Here is a 20,159-nt window from a genome sequence, read left to right as displayed (position 1 = left end):
GGTCCTGCCAGGCCAGCGGTAAGCTCAAACCCATGCAGGAGACCCAACCGCCGGAGCGCCGAGGACGGTCGAGGCTGGTGGTTCCCTCCAGGAGCGACGTGTTGCTCAGGAACTTCACGGAGCTGGTGGGCGGACCTCTTGGGTCGAAGGCAGCTCCCGGGGTGGTGTCGCCCGGGGCCTTCACGGTGGAGCGGGTACTGGTTATCCTCACCATCGTGGCTGCACTGGCCGGCATCCTCGTGAAGGGGTACTGCCGTGCCAACGGCTGGGAGTCCCCCACCCAGTTCTACGCCACCTGCTATTCCGACTTTCCCGAGCTTTTCCGTAACCGGGGGCTGGCGGAGGGTCAGTTTCCCGTTCTGGGCGGCCCCATCCAGTTTGAGTATCCGGTCCTGATCGTCCTGATCGCCGGAGTAACGGCCTGGCTCGTCCCCGGTGCGGGGCTTACGGATGCGCGGGTACTGGCATATTTCGATATCAACGCCGTGCTTCTGGCGGCAGCCACTGTGGTGGCTGTGCTGGCCACCGCGAGGACGACAGGCCGGCGGCCGTGGGATGCAGCCATGGTGGCACTGGCTCCGGGCATCGTGCTTGCCGGGACCATCAACTGGGACCTTTGGGCGGTAGCCCTGGTTGCCGTGGGCATGTATCTTTTCTCCCGCGAACGGCTGGTACTGGCCGGCGTCTTCATGGGTATCGCAACCGCCGCACAGGTGTATCCACCGCTGATCCTGGTCGCCATCCTCCTGCTTTCCCTGCGCACCGGGCGCTTCCAGCCCCTGTTGAAGTCAGCAGGTTCGGCAGCGGTGACCTGGGTCGCCGTGAACCTGCCGTTCGCCGTCGCGAATCCTGCAGGCTGGGCCTACTACTTCCAGTACTCTGCCGACCGGGACGCCGGCTACAGCTCCCCGTGGTTCGCCGTCAATCTGCTGCTGCAAAGGACCAGGGGACAGGAGCTGAGCGCTGCGACCGTGGACGTGCTGTCGTCCGGCTTTTTTGTTCTTGCCTGCGTCCTCATCGCGCTGGTTGCACTTACGGCGCCCACCCGCCCGCGCCTGGCCCAACTGGCTTTCCTGATTGTGGCGGCCTTCATCCTGACGAACAAGGTCTACTCCCCCCAGTTCGTGGTTTGGCTGATTCCACTGTTGGCGCTGGCGAGGCCCCGGTGGCGGGACTTCCTGGTCTGGCAGGGAATCGAAGGCCTGCACTGGGCCGCTGTCTGGATGTACCTTGGACAGGTGACCAGCGCAGGCTCCTCCCAGCACAACCTGGACATGCCCTACTACGTGCTGGCAGTGGCGGCGCACATGATCGCAGTGGCATACCTGATGGCGCGCGTGACGTGGGACATCTACGACCCCAACTATGACCCCATCCGGCGGCATCACCTGGACGACCCCCACGGCGGGCCCTTTGCCGGTGCCCCTGACCGCTTTCGGCTGGACCTCCTCCATCCGAAGAACTCCCTACTCTTCCGGAAGGCCCCACCCCATGCCTGATGCAGTAGTTGTCGGAGCAGGACCCAACGGGCTGGCAGCAGCGGCGATAATCGCCCGGGCCGGGCTGTCGGTGGAAGTGTTCGAAGCTTCCTCGTCCCTGGGCGGCGGAACGCGGACCTCGGAACTGATGCAGCCAGGGCACTTTCACGACATTTGCTCCGCCGTGCATCCCATGGCACTGGCCTCGCCCTTCTTCCGGGCGTTCGAACTGGCGAGCAGGGTGGAACTGGTCAGCCCTGACATCTCATATGCGTCGCCCCTGGACGGCGGACGGGCCGCCGTCGCATACCGGTCATTGGACCGGACCGCCGCGGAACTGGGCAGGGACGGTGCTGCATACCGGCGCCTGATGGCACCCCTGGTCAGAAACATCGACGACGTCATGGACTTCACGCAGAACCAGCTGTTACGGATTCCCCGCAATCCGCTGGTAGCCGGAATCTTCGGGCTGCGGACAGTGGAGCAGGGTTCGTCCGCGTGGAACGCAAGGTTCCGTGAGGACTTGGCCCCCGCACTTCTGGCAGGCGTCGCCTCGCATGCCATATCCCATCAGCCTTCGCTTGCCGCGTCCGGGGCTGGGCTCATGCTTGGCGCACTCGGGCACGCGCAGGGCTGGCCCATCCCCATCGGTGGCTCTGCTGCCATCTCCGCAGCACTCGCTGACGACATCCGTGCCCATGGGGGCCAGATCCACACCGCTGCACCCATTGAGCGGCTCAAGGATCTTCCCGCCGCGCGCGCCACCCTGCTAAACGTTTCGCCCCGTGGCCTGGTCCGCATGGCCGGGGACGCCCTGCCCGCCCGCTACCGCTCTGCACTGGAGGCTTTCAGGTATGGCAACGGCTCCTGCAAGGTGGACTTCATCCTGTCAGGACCCGTTCCATGGCAGGCCCCGGGGCTGGCTGACGCCGGAACGGTGCACCTGGGCGGCACGCGGAAGGAACTGGCCCACTCGGAAAACGAGGTGAGTGCAGGCCGGCACCCGGAGCGCCCCTACGTCCTGGTGGCACAGCCGTCCCGCTTTGATCCCGGCCGCGCACCCGCGGGGCGGCACACGTTGTGGACCTACTGCCACGTCCCTGCCAATTCAACCCAGGACATGACGGAAGCGGTTACCGCGCAGGTGGAACGCTTCGCACCGGGTTTCCGGGACCTCGTGGTGCAGTCCCACGCCGTCACCGCTGCCGGGTTGGCGGAGTACAACCGCAACTACATCGGCGGAGACTTCAGCGTTGGAACCATGGATCTGCGCGGCCTGTTGCAGCGGCCGGTGGTGTCGCCGGTTCCCTGGCGGACTCCCCTGCCGGGCGTCTACCTCTGTTCCTCCTCCACCCCGCCTGGGCCTGGGGTTACGGGCATGCCGGGCTTCCACGCGGCGAGATATGCTTTGAAAGACATATTCCAATTGCCCGTTCCCGCACTGGGTATCACCGCCCCCCGGTAAACTGGCGCACCCCATGGTTACGGGAATGGCAAAAGCTGGGCAAAAGCCGGGGATAATGGCCCCCATGGGGAAAAACACAAAAATTTCGGTTGCCGTAGCTGTGCTTGTTCTGGGGTCGTCGGTGGTGGCCTGCGACGACGGCAGGAGCGGTGCCGAAACCGCGGCGCAGCAGTACGCTGCGGGTGTGGCCGCGCTGGACCTGAAACCGGTGGCCTTCGACGGCAAAGACGCTGCAGCCGCCACTGACCAGCTGCGGAACGTCTTCGCTGCACTGGAACCACAGAAGCCGGAGGTCCAGGCAGGTGAGGTAGCCCTTGACGGGGACAACGCTTCCGCACCCCTGAACTACACCTGGAAATTCGGCGACGCGGAGTGGAAGTACACGGTCCCGGCGAACTTCAGGAAGTCCGGAGACAAGTGGCTGGCCGTGTGGGATCCCGCCACTCTGGCCCCCGGCCTGGCGGACAGCGAGATCCTCACTAAAGGCTCCCAGTCCCCGCCGCGGGGGGATATCCTCGGGGCGGGCGATGTCCCCCTTGTCACTTACCGGCCCGTGGTGAACGTCGGTATTGACAAGCCTCAGCTGCGCGGGGCCGATCCAGCCGATTCCGCCACCAAACTCGCCGCTCTAGTCGGCGTTGACCCGGCCGGTTACGTCCAGCGGGTGCAGGCCTCGGGAGCCGAAGCTTTCGTTTCCGCGATCACCCTGCGGGAAGAGGGGCGGACCGTCACCAATGAACAGATAGCAGCCATTCCGGGCGCCGTCGCCATTCCCGGCTCCATTCCGCTGGCGCCCAGCCGGACGTTCGCCCGCGCCGTGCTGGGCACCGTGGGGGAGGCCACTGCAGAGCAGATTGAAGCATCCGAAGGCGCCCTGACCGCCGGCGACGTCACCGGCATCGGCGGCCTGCAGCAGCAGTATGACAAACAGCTCAGGGGGACTGACGCCGTCGTCATTCGCGCGCAGCGCGCCGACCTCACCCGGGAACAGACTCAGTCTGCGGCCACGGACCCCAGGCGGGTGCTGTTCGAAGTGGCTCCCACGCCGGGAACCCCGCTGAAAACAACCATCGATCCCCGGCTCCAGTCACTGGCGGAATCCACCCTGGAGGACGTTGGCCCGGCGTCTGCAATCGTTGCTTTGCGTCCGTCGAGCGGAGCCGTCCTCGCCGTCGCATCCGGTCCGGGCAGCAATGGCTACAACACAGCCATGCTGGGCCAGTACGCGCCGGGGTCCATCTTCAAAATGGTGGACTCACTGGCCATGTTCCGCAACGGGCTGACCCCTGACTCGAAGGTTGAATGCACGCCCACCCTGACGGTGGATGGGCGGACCTTCAAGAATGCCGAAGGGTACCCAGGCACCTCCCTCGGCTCGGTGAGCCTGCGCGATGCCTTCGCCCATTCCTGCAATACGGCATTCATCGCGGCCCGTGACGCGGTATCTCAGGGACAGCTTGAGGCTGCGGCACTGGCCATGGGAATCGCCGTCGAAGCGCCCTCACTGGGCGCCGAAGCGTTCCTTGGCTCCGTTCCCGGCGAGGCAACCGGAACGGAGCATGCCGCTTCCATGATTGGCCAGGGCAAGGTGCTGCTCTCGCCGCTGGCTGCAGCGATGATGGCCGGATCAGTGGCAAAGGGCGGTCCTGTTTCGCCCCAGCTGGTCATAAATCCCGACGGCGGCGCTGCAGCTGCCGGTACCACGAGCGGTTCCACGGCGCCCGCCGCCCAGCCGTCCGCCACCGCTACGGCAGAAGCGCCGGCCACTGCTTCGGACGAGCCGATCACTGCGGCCGAGGCTGCTTCCCTGGCCGACATGATGCGGGCCGTGGTCACCTCGGGCCACGCCGGTTTCCTGTCCAGCGTGCCCGGTGCGCCTGTGGGAGCCAAGACAGGAACGGCGGAATTCGGCAAGGAAAACCCCCCGAAGACCCACGCTTGGATCGTGGCCGTCCAGGGGGACCTGGCCGTTGCCGTCTTCGTAGAGGATGGCGGCCTGGGGGCCACTACTTCCGGTCCGCTGCTGAAGGAGTTCCTCACCGGCGCTGGCTAGAGTTCTTGCCCAGCTATGCAGACTCGTGGGCGGCAACCCGGCATATCTGGACAATGACTCCAAGGGTGGCCGTGGGAAGATGGAACGTGTGGCCCATATTGACGTTTCCGGCATCGACTACTTCCTCTCCGACGGCACCCAACTGCTCAATGGAGTGACCTTCAAGGTCCCGGACGGCAGCAAAACCGCCTTGATTGGACCCAACGGCACAGGCAAAACCACGTTGTTCCGGATCATCGCGGGAGACTTGTTTCCCGACGAAGGGGTCATCGGGCGCTCCGGGAACATGGGCATTATGCGCCAGTTCGTGGGCCAGGTCCGCGACGGTTCAACGGTCCGTGACCTGCTGGTGTCCGCTGCGCCGCCAGCGCTGGCCGCCGCGGCCCGCGAAGTGGACGAGGCCGAGCTGGCGATGGTGGAGCACGACGACGAACCCAGCCAGATGCGCTACGCTCAGGCGATAGTGGACTGGGGGGATGCAGGCGGGTACGACGTCGAGACCGTCTGGGACGAGGTGTGCATGGCCGCGCTGGGACTTTCTTTTGACCGCGCGCAGCACCGCCCGGCGTCGAGCCTTTCCGGAGGTGAGCAGAAACGGCTGGTGCTCGAGGCGCTGTTTGCCGGGCCCGACGACCTGCTGCTGCTGGATGAACCGGATAACTACCTGGACGTCCCGGGCAAGCGCTGGCTTGAGGACAAGCTGAACGAATCCAGGAAGACGGTCTTTTTTATCAGCCACGACCGGGAGCTGCTCAACAATGCGGCTGGACGCATCGTGACGCTCGAACCGGGAATAAACGGCGCAGCGGCCTGGGTCCACGGCGGCGGATTCGGTTCCTACGTCGAGGCGCGGGCGGACCGCAACGCGCGTTTTGAGGAGCTGCGCAAGCGGTGGGACGAGGAGCACGTGAAGCTCAAGGAACTCGTCAATATGTACAAGAACAAGGCCGCCTTCCGTTCGGACATGGCCAACCGCTACCACGCTGCCCAGACGCGCCTTGCCAAGTTCCTGGAAATTGGTCCGCCCGAGGCGCTGCCGATCGAGCAGAACGTGCAGATGCGGCTCCGCGGCGGGCGCACCGCCAAGCGGGCCATCGTTGCGGAGAATTTGGAACTTATCGGGCTCATGAAGCCCTTTTCCACCGAAGTGTGGTTCGGCGACAGGGTGGGCGTGCTGGGGTCTAACGGGTCCGGGAAATCGCACTTCCTACGGCTGTTGGCCACCGGTGGAACCGATCCTGAGCGGGAGCACCTCCCCGTGTCCGACGTCGAGATTGCCGAAGTCCCGCACGAGGGGACGGTGAAACTGGGCGCCAGGATCCGGCCCGGATTCTTTGCCCAGACGCACGTTAGGCCTGACCTGCTGGGCAAGACGTTGCTGGAAATCCTGCACCGCGGCGATGAACACCGGTCCGGCCTGGGCCGCGAGGCAGCAGCCGGAGCGCTGGATGGCTACGGGCTGGCAGGCCAGTCGGAACAGAAGTATGAGTCACTTTCCGGCGGCCAGCAGGCACGGTTCCAGATCCTGCTCCTGCAGCTCAGCGGGGCCACGCTGCTGCTGCTCGATGAGCCCACGGACAACCTGGACCTGCACTCCGCGGAGGCGCTGGAGCGGGCCATTGACCACTTCGAGGGAACTGTCCTCGCCGTGACGCACGACCGCTGGTTTGCCCGGACGTTCGACCGCTTCCTGGTGTTCGGAGCAGACGGCAAGGTGTACGAGTCCAGCGAGCCGGTGTGGGATGAAAAGCGCGTGGAGCGCGCCCGCTGACCCAACGCTCTCTCATTTGATGCGCGTTTTCGGCCAACCCTCTCTCATCAGTGCAGGAGCGTTCGCGTAACAGGCACATTAAGTGAGAGAGCGTCTGATTGCCTTATGATCAGTTGATCAGAAGTTGCTATCATTTGATCATGCGGACGGAAGAACGCCATCGGACTATTGCGGAGATTCTCCGCGAACGGTCCCAGGTGACCGTGGACGAGCTGACCGAGGCGTGCCAAGCCTCCGGCGCCACCATTCGCCGCGACCTTGAAATTCTCGCAGGCCGCGGCGTCCTGCGACGCATCCACGGCGGGGCGCAGAGCCTGATCGGGCGGGGAGAGAATCCAGGGTACGGCCAGCGCGAGCTGGAGGACCAGGACGTCAAGAAGCGGATCGCCGCCGCGGTGGCTGAGTTGCTCAGGCCCCGCGAACATGTCTGGCTGGACAGCGGCAGCACCGCCACCGAGGTGGCCCGGAGGCTGACAGGGCGGGAACTGACGCTGATGCCCATGTCCCTGCAGGCCCTCAACGCAGCGGTGGTCGGGGAAAAAGCGGGGATCAGGCCAGCGCTCCTGCTGCCCGGAGGCGGCCTCATCCCGGGCGAGCTCAGTTTTCGCGGCCCCCTCACCGAAACGAACATCCGATCCCTCCGCTTCGACACTGCGGTGGTAACCCCCTGCGCCGTGGATTTCACCGACGGGCTGCTGGCCCACGACCTCGAAGATGCCGCGGTGAAAAAGGCGGGACTGGCGTCTGCCGGGCGGGTGGTGGTCGCCGCTGCCGCCTCCAAATGGCATGCGCAGGCCCGCGTACTGGTCTCCGGCCTTGAACGGGTGGATGTCCTGGTGACGGACAAGGTTTTCAGCGCGGAAGAGCGTGCGCGTCTCGACGAATACTCGATGGAAGTAGTGACTGTATGAGCATCAAAACCGGTACGGAACAGCAGGTGGGGCTGAAAGCGGCCGCAGCAGCCACGTTTGTGGTCTTCGGAATCAACGGACTGGTGTTTGCCAGCTGGGCGGCAAGGATCCCCGCGGTCACCGAGACCCTCCAGATCACGTCGGGGCAGATGGGTACCCTGTTGCTGTGCACGGCCATCGGTTCGCTGCTGGCACTGCCCACGGCAGGACTGGTGGTAGGGAGGATCGGAACCGCCAACACCGTCCGCTGCGGCGGGCTCCTGGCCTCCCTGGCGGGGGTTGGCATCGCACTGTCGCTCTCGGCCACGTCAATTGTGGGCACAGCAGTTGCCCTGTTCTTTTTTGGCATAGCCATTGGCCTGTGGGACGTGTCCCAGAACATCGAGGGGGCCGACGTGGAACATAAACTGCGGCGCACCATCATGCCGCAGTTCCATGCTGCCTTCAGTGGCGGCGCCTTCATCGGGGCGCTGGTGGGCGCCGGGCTTTCAACCCTGGGGGTCGGCCTGCCGCTGCACCTGCTGGTCATCGTGGGGATAGTGCTGCTGGTGACCATGGTTGCTCCCCGCTACTTCCTTCCACACGTTGGGGCACCTGTTCGCGCTGACGGTGAACCCAAGCCGGCCAAGGGCCCCTCCGCTTGGCGTGACAGCAGGACCCTGCTCATCGGCGTTGTGGTCCTGGGTGCCACCCTGACCGAGGGCGCAGGCAACGACTGGATCGCGAAAGCCTCCGTGGACGGGCTCGGGACCTCCGAGTCCACTGGTGCGTTGATGTTTGCCCTCTTTGTCCTGGCCATGACCGCCATGCGGTTCCTCGGCGGCCGGGTGATCGACAAGTACGGGCGGGTTGCCGTTCTGCGGGCGAGCATGGCGGCCGCGGCTGCTGGCCTGTGCCTCTTCGTGCTTGCCGGAAATGTGTCGCTTGCTGCCGCGGGGGCAGCCCTCTGGGGCATTGGAGCGGCGCTTGCCTTCCCCATGGGCATGTCCGCCGCCGCAGACGATCCGAAGCACGCTGCCGCGAGGGTTTCGGTGGTATCTACCCTGGGCTATATCTCCTTCCTGGCCGGACCTCCCCTGCTGGGATACCTCGGGGACCTCACCGGCATTCACCTGGCGCTCCTGGCCATTCTTGCGCCAATCCTCCTTGCCCTGCTCCTGGCTGGTGCCGCCAAGCCTCTTCCAACGGAGTAGCGGCGCGTCCAGGAGTCTCCCCAGGTCAGCAGCATTCCTGCCCTGCTCCAGCGGTAGGGTGAGGGAATGCAGAGCAAATGGCGGGGAAGCCATCGTTGGATCGGCCGGGCAGATCGATACCTGGTCCGGCATGTATCGGATCTGCCGGGCGGCAACCATGACGCTTTCTTCCGCCGGCTTTCCGCCTCCGCCAACCGCGGGAAACTCTGGATGGCGGCTGCTGCGGCCATGGCTGCGTTCCCGGGGCGGCCGCGCCGCGCGGCCCTGCACGGACTCATAGCCCAAGCGTTCGCGTCAGCGGTCACCAATGGCATCTTCAAGACGCTGCTCCCCCGGACCCGACCGCTTCCGGAGCACCTCCCCGTGTTCCGGTTTGTCCATCCCCAGCCCACCAGCTCCTCCATGCCATCCGGTCATTCTGCGTCTGCCGTAGCCTTCGCTACCGGAGTGGGGCTGGTGCAGCCGGCCCTCGGTGCGGTGCTGGCCCCGGCGGCTCTGGGGGTGGCGTATTCACGCGTCCACACCGGTGCCCACTGGCCCTCCGATGTCCTCTTCGGTTCAGCCCTGGGCGCCGGCGCCGCCTTGCTGACGCGCCACTGGTGGCCTGTGCGCCCGCCTTTTCCACAGGTAGCGCGTACTTGGACGCCGGCGCCGGAACTGCCGGGTGGAGACGGCCTGAGTATCGTGGTTAACACCTTGGGCGGATCCTTCACGGAAGAAACCGCAGCCGCCCTCCAGAAGGTATTCCCCAAGGCGTATATCAATACGGTCCACCCTGAGGAGGACCTGCCCCAGGAGATCAGCAAGACAGCGGACTACCTTGGAACCCGTGCCCTCGGCGTCTACGGCGGGGACGGGACCGTCGGGGCTGCGGCCGCTGCCGCCGTCGAACGGTCCCTTCCGCTGTTGGTCCTGCCGGGCGGCACACTCAACCATTTTGCCCGCGACGCCGGGACCGGAAGCCTCAAGGATGCCGTGGCCGCGGCATCGAAGGGGGAAGCGGCACTGGCGGACATCGGCATCGTCACCGTGGAGCGGGGGCTGGCAGGCAACCCGGAAAGGGCCCAGTTGACCATGTTGAACACCTCCAGCGTGGGCCTCTACCCCAACTTCGTCCGTCGGCGGGAACAGCTGAAGCCAGCCTTGGGAAAGCCACTGGCCGGTGTGGTGGCGATGCTCCGCACCTTCGCTGCGGGTACCCCCACCACTCTGACCGTGGACGGCAGGCGGCACAAAGTATGGATCGCCTACGTCGGCCGCGGCCGCTACTACCCACGCGACCATGCCCCCTTGCTGCGCCCGGTTATGGACGACGGCGTCCTGGACGTCCGCATGATCACAGCCGATGAATCCTTTGCGCGGGTCCGGCTGCTGTGGTCGGTGCTGACCGGGACGGTGGCAACTTCCCGCATTACCCACCTGTCAGAGGCAACAACGGTGCGCATCGATGCCGGCGGATCACCAATGGCATTGGCGGTTGACGGTGAAGCACTGGCTGGCGTGCGCAGCGTCGAGTACACCCTGCGGCCCCGCGCCCTCACCTATTACTCTCCCCATTCCTGATGATTCACAGCGCCGGTTGTCGCCGGGCCGGTCATCCAAGGGGAGTACCCTGACCCTCCCCTGAATCATCCCTGAGACCGGCGCAAATCCGGACGTGCCGTGGGTAGCGTGGTGCTTACCAATCTTCGAAAAAGCGCATCCCGCAGTGCATAGCTGCCGTCAGAAGGAACAATCCATGATTGAGGCAACAGGGCTGACCAAGGTCTATGGCGATAAAACCGCCGTGGACGGGGTCAGCTTCACCGTCCAGGCAGGGCACGTCACGGGCTTCCTGGGACCGAACGGAGCCGGCAAGTCCACCACGATGAGAATGATTATGGGGCTGGACCGGCCCACCTCCGGTTCGGTGACGGTCAACGGCGTGCCCTTCGCCCAGCACTCCGCCCCGCTGCGTGAGATCGGTTCTCTCCTTGACGCCAAGGCCGTCCACACCGGCCGGACTGCTTACAACCACCTCCTGGCCATGGCTGCAACACACAGCATTTCCAGGAAGCGGGTCCAGGAGGTTATCGACATGACCGGCCTGGGCGAGGTGTCCAAGAAAAAGGTGAAGGGGTTCTCGCTGGGCATGGGACAGCGGCTGGGCATTGCAGCAGCGCTGCTGGGCGATCCGCAGACCATCATCCTGGACGAACCCGTCAACGGCCTTGACCCCGAGGGTGTGGTGTGGGTCCGGAACCTGGTCAAGTACCTTGCATCAGAAGGGCGGACGGTCTTCCTGTCCAGCCACCTGATGAGCGAGATGGCGTTGACGGCGGACCACCTGATTGTCATTGGCCGCGGCAGGATCATCGCTGATGCCCCTATCGGTGAGATCATCACGGGCAAGGGCCAGTCGCGGGCGCGGGTACGGACGGACCAGCCGCAGCAGTTGATGCGCCTGCTGGCGGCTGACGGCGTCTCGGTGGAGGTCCAGGACCACGAACTTCTTGAGGTCACCGGACTGCCGCCGCGGGAGATCGCCCGGACAGCACTGGACAACCGGATCATGGTGTACGAACTCACACCCCTGCAGGCCAGCCTCGAGGAGGCGTACATGGAACTGACAAAGGATGAGGTGGAGTACCACTCCCTCATCACCACGGGTGTTGCGGCGCCCGCCCAAACTGGAGGAAACCGATGAGCACGGCAGCCCTGCAATCCCGCCGCCCGGAGGGGAAGATCGGTCCCGGCCCCAGCTTCCCCCGCGTACTCCACTCCGAATTCATCAAGTTCAGGACCCTTCTCTCCACCCTGATCCTGGTGGCATCAACGGTGCTGGTGATGGTTGGCTTCGCAGCCCTCAACGCGTGGGGCGTCGGACAGTTCTCCGAGGCTTCGAAGAGCGACCCGCAGGCTGCCGCCGCCTTTGCGGCGCAGGGGGCAGACCTGACTTCCGGTATTCCAACGTCGGGCATCGCCTTTGCCCAGCTCATCATGGGCTCCCTGGCGGTTCTGCTCATGAGTTCGGAGTTCACCACGGGCATGGCCAGGTCAACCTTTACGGCCGTTCCGAAACGCACGCCCGCCTTTGTTGCCAAGCTGCTGGTGGTAACGGTTTGCGCCTTTGTGGTGTCCATGGTGTCCTCCTTCCTCGCCTATCTGGCAGCCAGTCCGATCCTGGAGAACTACGGCTTTGACATCGACCTTGGCACCGAGCACTCCCGGCGCCTGCTGCTGGTCAGCGGAATCTATGTGGCGGCGGTAGCGGCGATCGGCATGTCACTGGGAACGCTGCTCCGTAATTCCGCAGGCGGAATCATGTCCCTGGTGGGGCTCTTCTTCGTGGTCCCCATCGCCTTCCAGCTCATTCCGGGCGACTTCTTCGAGGAGGCGCGGAAGTACCTGCCGGACAACCTCTTCGAGAGGATCGTCGCGGCCGCTCCTGCCGAAGGTGCGCTGGAAGTCTGGCAGGCCTCAACCTGGCTTGGAATTTGGGTGGCAGTGCCGTTGGTGGCGGCGATGGTTGCGCTGAAGCAGCGGGACGTCTAGCAAGGCCGGCATGACGGGCGACGCGAACGTATGAACCAAGCCGCATTCCTGAAGGACGCGCCGGCCGGGCAGGCCGACGCGTCTTTTGCCGAACTCACGGCACGCCGCAAGGGGCGGCTCCGCCGCTACCTGCACCGGCACCCGGTGGTCATGGACAGCGTTGTGGCTGGAAGCTACAGCCTGCTGGTGGCGCCGACCGTGGTGGACACCACGGTCTCCGGCAACTGGCTCGCTGCTGCCCTGCTGGTGCTGGTGGCTGGATCAATGTTCCTGCGGCGCTTCAACCCGGTGGGCCTGGTGGCCTTCGTGGCCGTGGTGGAAGTGGCAGTCACCCTGCTGCACCCTTGGGGGTCCAATGCTTCGGCCGGCCTATGGTTTTCGCTGTATGCGGTTGCTGTGGCACACACCCGACGGTTTGCGCTCATCACCATGTCTGTGGCCACTGCCCCGCTGGCGCTCCTTTACCTACTGGCGGCTGTGGGGCCAATGGAAAACTCCTTCGTCCACGACAGCGGAGTCAACCCCGGCGACTTTCATCTCCTGACGAGCATCGCCACCGGTGCCACCATCACCCTCTCCAATGTCCTCGCCACGGGCATCGGCATTGGAGTCAGGCAGCGGCGGGAGCATGAACAGGAAGTGGCCGCCTGGGCAGCCCGCGCGGCCCGCCTGGCTTCCGTCAACGAACGGAACCGCATCGCCCGGGAAATGCACGACGTCGTTGCCCATTCACTGACAGTAATGATCAGCCTGTCCGACGGCGCCGCCGTCGTGGTCAGGAAAAGTCCCGAGCGCGCGGGTGAGGTACTGGGCGAACTGTCCCGGACGGGCCGGACTGCCCTTGCCGACATGCGGCGGGTGCTGGGCGTCCTGAGGGATGATGCCGGAGCTGGCGCGCCGCGGCTGCCGCTTACCGCCGCCGACAGCCTCGCCACGCTGCTGGAGGGTTTCCGCACGGCCGGGCTGCCCATCCACTATTCGCACACCGGCCCCCCGCTGCCCGACGACGCTGCCTTCCAGCTCACTGTCTACCGGATCGTGCAGGAATCGTTGACCAATGTGCTCCGTTACGGCCGCTCGGCAGGCAGGGTGGATGTCAGCATTCAGCGGTCCGGAGCGGCCGTGACTATTGACGTGACCGACGACGGCGCAGGGGTTCCCGCCAGTCCTGAAGGCAGTGCCGCCCAGCTTGACGGCCCATTCAGCTCCGGCCCTTCCCTTCCGGATCTTTACGGCGCCGGCTCCTCCGGGACCGGCTCCTCCGGGACCGGCTCCTTCAGGACCGGCTCCTTCGGGACCGGCCAGGGCCTTGCCGGGATGGCCGAACGCGCCCGGATCTACACCGGCACCGTAGATGCGGGCAGGACACGGCAGGGCTGGCGCGTCCACGCCGTGCTGAACTGGCCCGCCGATGACATCCACCAGCAGGTTCCACATCCGCACCAACTCCAAGGCAAGGCATGACCGAAAACCCGCGCACCACTGTTCTGCTGGTGGATGACCAGCCCCTGCTGCGGATGGGATTCCGCCTGATCCTTGAAGGAGAAGATGACCTGGAGATTGTGGGTGAGGCCTCGGACGGTGCTGAGGCGGTGCGGCAGGTCCGCGAGCTCAACCCGGATGTAGTGCTGATGGACGTCCGCATGCCGGTCCTCGACGGCATCGAGGCAACGCGCGCCATCACGGCCGCCGGTTCCTGCGCACGGATCATCATTCTCACTACCTTCGACTTGGACGAGTACGCCTTTGCCGGCCTCCAGGCAGGTGCATCCGCCTTCCTGCTGAAGGACGTGGCGCCGTCGGAGCTGATAAATGCCGTCCGTGTCGTAGCCAGCGGGGATGCCGTCGTGGCGCCCCGGGTGACCCAGCGGCTGCTGGAGACCTACGTCCGCGGCGCCGCCCGGCGCACTCCCAGCACCCCCGCCCCTGATCCGCTGCTGGCAGAGCTGACGCCACGGGAAACAGAAATGCTCGAAGCGATGGCCGAAGGGCTGTCCAACGCGGAAATAGCGCACCGCTACTTCCTCTCCGAAGCCACCGTGAAAACCCATGTGCGGCGCATCCTCACCAAGCTCCACCTCCGTGACCGGGTCCAGGCAGTGGTTTATGCCTACGAAACCGGCCTGGTGGTGCCAAGCAACCCGGACTACTGAAGCCCCGGAATCTCCAGTGCCGCACCACTACCCGGTCTAGACTCGGGACCATGCCTTTCCCAGCCTCCGCCGCAGACCACATCCAGGACCTTGGCGCATTTGTCAGCGCATCGCCGTCGAGCTTTCACGCCGTCCATGAGGCGGGGCGGCGGCTGGAGGAAGCGGGGTTCACCCGCCTGGACGAGATGGAGCCGTGGGAGGACGGGCCCGGGCTGTTCTTCATCATCCGGGACGGTGCGTTGATTGCCTGGGCGGTTCCGGAAGGTTCCGGGCCCACAACCGGCTTCAACATCCTGGGTGCCCACACCGACTCGCCCGGCTTCAAGTTGAAGCCCAAGCCGACCACGGGCGTGCACGGCTGGCTCCAGGCCGGCGTGGAGGTGTATGGCGGGCCCTTGCTGAATTCCTGGCTGGACCGGGAACTGCAGCTCGCGGGCCGGCTGGTGATGAAGGACGGCAGGGAGAACCTCACCGCCACCGGCCCCCTGCTCCGTTTCCCTCAGCTGGCCATCCACCTGGACCGCGCGGTCAACGACGGGCTCACCCTGGACAAGCAGCGCCACATGAATCCCGTGTGGGGGCTGGGCAGCCCCTCGGACTTTGATCTGCTGGAGCTTTTGGCGTCCCGCGTGCCTGATGGCGGCGTTGATCCTTCTGCGGTGGGCGGGTACGACGTCGTCATTGCAGACACGCAGCCGCCCGCGGTTTTCGGGGGCAAGGGGGAGTTCTTCGCAGCAGGGCGGCTGGATAACCTTTCGTCCACGCATGCAGGGTTGGTGGCGCTGGTTGCGCACGCTGAAGCGCTGTCCTCCTCCAGTGCCCCGCAGGCCGGTCCGGGTGGGCCCATCGCTGTCCTGGCCGCCTTCGACCATGAGGAAATTGGCTCCAACTCCCGCTCGGGGGCCTGCGGCCCAATCCTTGAGGATGTCCTGGTGCGCATCTCGGACGGACTTGGCGCCTCGGTGGGCCAGCGGCGGCAGGCCCTGGCGGCGTCGTTCTGTGTATCCGCGGATGCCGGCCACGCCGTTCACCCCAACTACGCCGAGCGGCACGACCCCGCCAACCATCCTGTACTTAACGGTGGTCCATTGCTGAAGATCAATGCAAACCAGCGCTACGCCACGGACGCCACCGGTGCGGCGTTCTGGGCGCGGCTCTGCGGCGAGGCCGGAGTGCCGTACCAGGAATTCGTCTCCAACAACGCAATCCCGTGCGGCTCCACGATCGGTCCCCTGACGGCAACCCGTTTGGGCATCCGCACGGTGGACGTCGGCGTTCCGCTGCTTTCCATGCACTCGGCCAGGGAGCTGTGCGGGGTAGAGGACCCGCGACGGCTCGCCGCCGTGACGGAGGTGTTTTTCCGTACGGGTTCCTAAGGCTGCGCAGCAGGTTCGCGCCCGGCATCCGGCTCTGCTGCCGACTCCCGACGCGGGCGCCATAGGGCGACGGCTTTGATGGTACTGAGGGACCGGCAGGTGGAGCCGGCGGTTGCTTGCCCGGGTTCAGGCAATCCGTTCCCCGGCATCCCCCGAAACAACCACGGCCAAGCCGCGCTAGGCGAGTAAACAAGCCAAAAACGCTTAACGCCCGGCAAAACCCCTATACCTAACTTCAGGGAAAGCAGCGATTCCCCTACGCCCGGGTATCAGCTTGATCCATAACCCTATCCCTAGGTAAGTGGACTGCACTCTAACCCCGCTACTTACGTACAGCGAGTGGATTGCGCGGAGAAAAGGGAGTACAGGCTACTCGTGACTCCCCCTGGGGCCGATCATAGGCTCTTACGACACGGGCAAAGTCAGTGGCTAAGAGAGAGCTGGGGCCTCCGACCAGACCGAGACCGACAAGAGCTAGTGTCGCGCAGTAATGCAACGCGACGACGTCAATAGTCCGCAATTGTCATGAAGTGGTGATGAATTTGTCTATTTCCACCCAGCTTCCAAGGTCCTTCTCCGAGTCGACCATCTCGTCACCAATAGCGTCGGTAAGTGTGGTTATTCCCACCCTGAACGAAGCAATGAATCTCCCATGGGTTATCCGCCGCATGCCCTCGTACGTTGACGAGGTTGTCATCGTTGATGGGCGCTCCCACGATCACACCGTCGACGTTGCCAGGGCGCTGCGCGACGACGTCGTTGTGGTGGACGAGCAGCGCAAGGGCAAGGGCGCTGCACTCCGGGCGGGGTTCGCTGCAGCCTCGGGAGACATCATTGTGATGCTCGACGCCGATGGAAGTATGGATCCCCAGGAGATCGGCTGGTTTGTGTCCCCGCTCCAGCATGACTACGACTTCGTAAAAGGGTCCCGTTACGTCACAGGCGGCGGATCCGAAGACCTGACATGGTTGCGAAGTGCCGGCAATCGCGCATTTACGTGGATGGCTAATGCGGTGCTCCGCAGCAACTACTCGGACCTCTGCTACGGATATATAGCCTTCCGAAGGGAATGCCTGGAGGTCTTGCAGCTGGAATCAGACGGGTTCGAGATCGAGACCGAATTGATTGTTCGCGCAGCCAAGGCGGGCCTTCGTATTGCGGAGGTGCCCAGCATTGAGCTCGACCGCATCTCCGGAGCGTCGCATTTGCAGACGTTCCGGGACGGATGGCGGGTCCTGGGGACGCTCGCACGTGAATGCACGCTCTGGGAAGCGCCGACTGCCGGAGCCCGCCCCGAGGCACTCCGACGGGTGAAATATACATACGCAAACGTCAGGTTTCCGCGCACGCCCACGGACCCGCAGAGCGTTCTTTCCGTAGTGCAAGGAGCCTAAGATGCGCACCCCTATTGAACCTCCTACAGTTTCCGTAGTCATTTGCTGCTACACAATGGCGCGCTGGGACAGATTGCTTGGCGTCATTGGTTCAGTCCGCGCCCAGACGCTCGTCCCACGCGAGGTCTTTGTGGTTGTTGACCACAATGAGGACCTCTATAAGCGCCTTATCGCCACTGTCGACGACGTGACGCTCGTAGAGAACAGCGGCCCCCAGGGGCTCTCCGGAGCCCGGAATACCGGCGTAAGCCTCTGCACCTCCGACGTCGTGGCCTTTCTCGATGACGACGCCGAAGCGGCTCCCGATTGGCTCGAACGTTTGGTCACCTACTATGACGACCCCGATGTACTGGCTGTCGGCGGGCGGGTTGAACCGGTTTGGGAATCCGGCCGTCCCCCGTACTTCGGCGAGGAGCTGGACTGGATCGTCGGCTGCAGCTACAGAGGGATGCCCAGGATCGCCTCCGAGGTCAGGAACGTCATTGGGGCAAACATGTCCTTCCGTCTTGAAGTGCTGCATCAGGTAGGCGGCTTCAACCTTGACCTTGGACGCCAGGGGTCCAAGCCCCTTGGCTGTGAAGAGACGGAGATTTGCATACGTTCCAGGATGGGCACCCCAGGGTCACGCATCGTCTACGAACCCGCAGCCCTGGTACGCCACCACGTGCCGGCCCAGAGGGGAACGTTCCGCTACATGCTGGCCAGGTCCTGGTCCGAAGGGATCTCCAAGGCCCAGGTCAGCCAGGTGGTGGGTCACAAACGCGCGCTGGGCCCTGAGCGCCGCTATGTCCGAAGCGTCCTGCCACGGGCCGTTGCCCACGGAATCTATGACTGGAGCAGGAACGGAAACTGGGGCGGCCTCGAGCGGGCTGGGGCCGTGGTCTCGGTCTTGGCCTGCACAGCTGCCGGGTATCTGCGTGGCCGGCGGTTTGCCCACAGCTCGCCGCTCCCGGGAAGCACGGCGCCCGTGGATGCAGCCTGGAGGGAAGTTCAGTGAGTGAACACGGGAATGAACTGACCCCAGCGGGTGTGCGGTGGACCGCCGCCGTCGAAATTTGAAGCTGAAATAAGCGGGGAGGATGTAGACATGGGCAACCGCGATGCCTATCCGGGATGGTCTGGGGCCACGTCTTTTGTGGTTGCAGCCCGGCACAGGAACCGTAGTGGCTGGATTGGTCTTCGTTCAGGCCGGTTGCGCATTCTGCGGCTCCACACACTGCTGGCATCACTGCTGATACCGCTGCTGCTCGCATCCGGTGTCGTGGTGGTGCCTGCGGCGTCGGCCGCTACGGGAGATGTTGGAGTTGAGGGCCTCTCGCATTCGGGGACCGGAACGCCGACGGGGACCAAGCGGCAAACGAGCGGGCTGTGGTTCAATGACGGAATTTGGTGGGGGAACCTGTGGGATACGGCCAGTTCGGATTTCGAGATTTTCCGGTTCAATGCCTCGACGAGCGCGTGGGCCAGTACGGGTGTGGCCACGGATACGCGGGCGAGTACCCACCATGACGTGCTGTGGGACGGGACCACGCTCCACGTGGCGAGCTACCGGTTCGTCAACGATGGTCTGCCGGCCGAGCCGAACTACCCGACAACGATGCGGCGTTACAGCTACGACTCCGTTAAGAAGACGTACTCGCTGCTGAGTTCTACAAACATCAACAACCAGCGCGTTGAGGCCCTGACCATCGACAAGGATTCGACCGGCCGGGTCTGGGCCACCTGGCAGCAGGCGAACCGGATCTATCTGAACGTCACTGGCGCGGACGGCAAGACCTGGGGGACACCCTTCCCGCATCCTGCATCCTTGAGCAATGTGTCCGTTGACGACACCTCGGCTGTGATCGCGTTCGACGGGAAGATGGGTTTGATGTGGAGCCGGCAGGTCGGTGACTCCACGGACGGCATGTACTGGAGCTACCACGTCGATGGAGCGTCCAACACGTCCTGGTCCACTCCGGTCGCGGCGGTGTCGGGGCAACGCAGCGGTGACGACCATATGAACCTGAAGTGGCTGGATTCCTCTGGCGGCCAGGTTTTCGCCGCCATTAAAACCTCGTTCACGTCAGCCTCCCAGCCGCTGATCCAGCTGTTGGCACTGGATAACGCGACCGCGAAGTGGTCTGCGCACACGATCGCGACTGTGGCGGAGTGCCCGAACCGGGTAATCGTCCTGATCGATGAAAGCACCCAGAGGCTGCGGACCTTCGCCACCTATCCGAAACCAAGCGGCACAACGAACGCCGGCGTCTGCACCACCTCGGGCGGGGCGATCTACGAAAAGTCGACTCCGCTGGACAGCATCAGCTTCACGACTACGAAGACTGCCAGGATCGTGGATGCCGACCAGTACGTCCACAACGTCACCTCGACCAAGCAGAACCTCAACAGCACGGCACGTGGTACGGGCAACAGCGGCCTGCTGCTGCTCGCTGACGTAAACGCCACCAGCCGCTACTGGCACCACTACGAGGGCGGAACCGGCGGCGGGCCTGCTGATACGACTGCTCCGACCGTGACCGGTACGTCTCCGACCGCTGGTGCCACTGGTGTGGCGGTGGGATCGGATGTGACCGGAACGTTCTCCGAGGCGATGAACGCGACGACAATCACGCCAAGCACCTTCACCTTGACGACGGGGACCACCACGGTGACGGCAGCCGTGACGTACAACGGCACGGATAAGGTGGCGACGCTGAACCCGGGCGCTGACCTGGCGGCGGGTACGACTTACACCGCGACGATCAAGGGCGGCACCGGCGGGGTCAAGGATGCTGCCGGCAACCCGCTGGCCGCTGACAAGACCTGGACCTTCACCACCGCCGCCGCCA

At 64.7% G+C, this 20,159-nt stretch carries 15 protein-coding genes; all 15 read left to right on the top strand.

The window, feature by feature from the left end; all coding sequences use genetic code 11:
• Positions 1 to 32 precede the first annotated feature (32 nt).
• Positions 33 to 1,499, top strand: coding sequence for a glycosyltransferase family 87 protein (locus tag FDW84_RS16690; RefSeq protein WP_138610628.1), 1,467 nt, complete (start codon positions 33 to 35; stop codon positions 1,497 to 1,499).
• Positions 1,492 to 2,943 carry a phytoene desaturase family protein gene (locus tag FDW84_RS16685; RefSeq protein ID WP_138610627.1) on the top strand — a complete coding sequence of 484 codons (1,452 nt, stop codon included), beginning with the start codon at positions 1,492 to 1,494 and terminating at the stop codon, positions 2,941 to 2,943. Before FDW84_RS16690 ends, FDW84_RS16685 begins: the two co-directional genes overlap by 8 nt.
• A 64-nt stretch (positions 2,944 to 3,007) precedes the next feature.
• On the top strand, positions 3,008 to 4,996 hold the full coding sequence (locus tag FDW84_RS16680) for a penicillin-binding transpeptidase domain-containing protein (RefSeq protein WP_138610626.1): 1,989 nt from the start codon (positions 3,008 to 3,010) through the stop codon (positions 4,994 to 4,996).
• Between the two features lie 88 nt (positions 4,997 to 5,084).
• On the top strand, positions 5,085 to 6,767 hold the full coding sequence (locus FDW84_RS16675; protein WP_138610625.1) for an ABC-F family ATP-binding cassette domain-containing protein: 1,683 nt from the start codon (positions 5,085 to 5,087) through the stop codon (positions 6,765 to 6,767).
• A 140-nt stretch (positions 6,768 to 6,907) separates the two neighbouring features.
• Positions 6,908 to 7,678 (top strand): DeoR/GlpR family DNA-binding transcription regulator, encoded by a 771-nt coding sequence (locus FDW84_RS16670; RefSeq protein ID WP_138610624.1) that lies wholly within the window; start codon positions 6,908 to 6,910, stop codon positions 7,676 to 7,678.
• Positions 7,675 to 8,871, top strand: coding sequence for an MFS transporter (locus FDW84_RS16665; RefSeq protein WP_138610623.1), 1,197 nt, complete (start codon positions 7,675 to 7,677; stop codon positions 8,869 to 8,871). Before FDW84_RS16670 ends, FDW84_RS16665 begins: the two co-directional genes overlap by 4 nt.
• 66 nt (positions 8,872 to 8,937) lie before the next feature.
• Positions 8,938 to 10,434 carry a bifunctional phosphatase PAP2/diacylglycerol kinase family protein gene (locus tag FDW84_RS16660; protein ID WP_138610622.1) on the top strand — a complete coding sequence of 499 codons (1,497 nt, stop codon included), beginning with the start codon at positions 8,938 to 8,940 and terminating at the stop codon, positions 10,432 to 10,434.
• Positions 10,435 to 10,609: 175 nt separating this feature from the next.
• Positions 10,610 to 11,557, top strand: coding sequence for an ABC transporter ATP-binding protein (locus FDW84_RS16655; RefSeq protein WP_138610621.1), 948 nt, complete (start codon positions 10,610 to 10,612; stop codon positions 11,555 to 11,557).
• Positions 11,554 to 12,405 carry an ABC transporter permease gene (locus tag FDW84_RS16650; RefSeq protein ID WP_138610620.1) on the top strand — a complete coding sequence of 284 codons (852 nt, stop codon included), beginning with the start codon at positions 11,554 to 11,556 and terminating at the stop codon, positions 12,403 to 12,405. The genes FDW84_RS16655 and FDW84_RS16650 overlap by 4 nt, the downstream gene beginning before the upstream one ends.
• Positions 12,406 to 12,435: 30 nt before the next feature.
• Positions 12,436 to 13,869, top strand: a complete 1,434-nt coding sequence (locus FDW84_RS16645; RefSeq protein ID WP_171046820.1) for a sensor histidine kinase — start codon at positions 12,436 to 12,438, stop codon at positions 13,867 to 13,869.
• Positions 13,866 to 14,558, top strand: coding sequence for a response regulator (locus FDW84_RS16640; protein WP_138610619.1), 693 nt, complete (start codon positions 13,866 to 13,868; stop codon positions 14,556 to 14,558). The genes FDW84_RS16645 and FDW84_RS16640 overlap by 4 nt, the downstream gene beginning before the upstream one ends.
• 50 nt (positions 14,559 to 14,608) lie before the next feature.
• Entirely contained in the window at positions 14,609 to 15,934 is a 1,326-nt protein-coding gene (locus FDW84_RS16635) for a M18 family aminopeptidase (RefSeq protein WP_138610618.1), read from the top strand.
• Between the two features lie 536 nt (positions 15,935 to 16,470).
• Entirely contained in the window at positions 16,471 to 17,328 is an 858-nt protein-coding gene (locus FDW84_RS16630) for a glycosyltransferase family 2 protein (protein ID WP_138610617.1), read from the top strand.
• A 1-nt stretch (position 17,329) separates the two neighbouring features.
• A complete protein-coding gene (locus tag FDW84_RS16625) occupies positions 17,330 to 18,325 on the top strand; it encodes a glycosyltransferase family 2 protein (protein WP_138610616.1) in 996 nt (331 codons plus the stop codon).
• Positions 18,326 to 18,415: 90 nt separating this feature from the next.
• Positions 18,416 to 20,159, top strand: a 1,744-nt coding sequence (locus tag FDW84_RS16620; RefSeq protein WP_240721565.1) for an Ig-like domain-containing domain, incomplete at its 3' end; no start/stop codon positions are given.

The sequence above is a fragment of the Pseudarthrobacter sp. NamE5 genome (assembly GCF_005796225.1).
In the GTDB taxonomy this organism is placed as follows: domain Bacteria; phylum Actinomycetota; class Actinomycetes; order Actinomycetales; family Micrococcaceae; genus Arthrobacter.
This window is presented reverse-complemented; position numbering and strand designations above follow the sequence as displayed.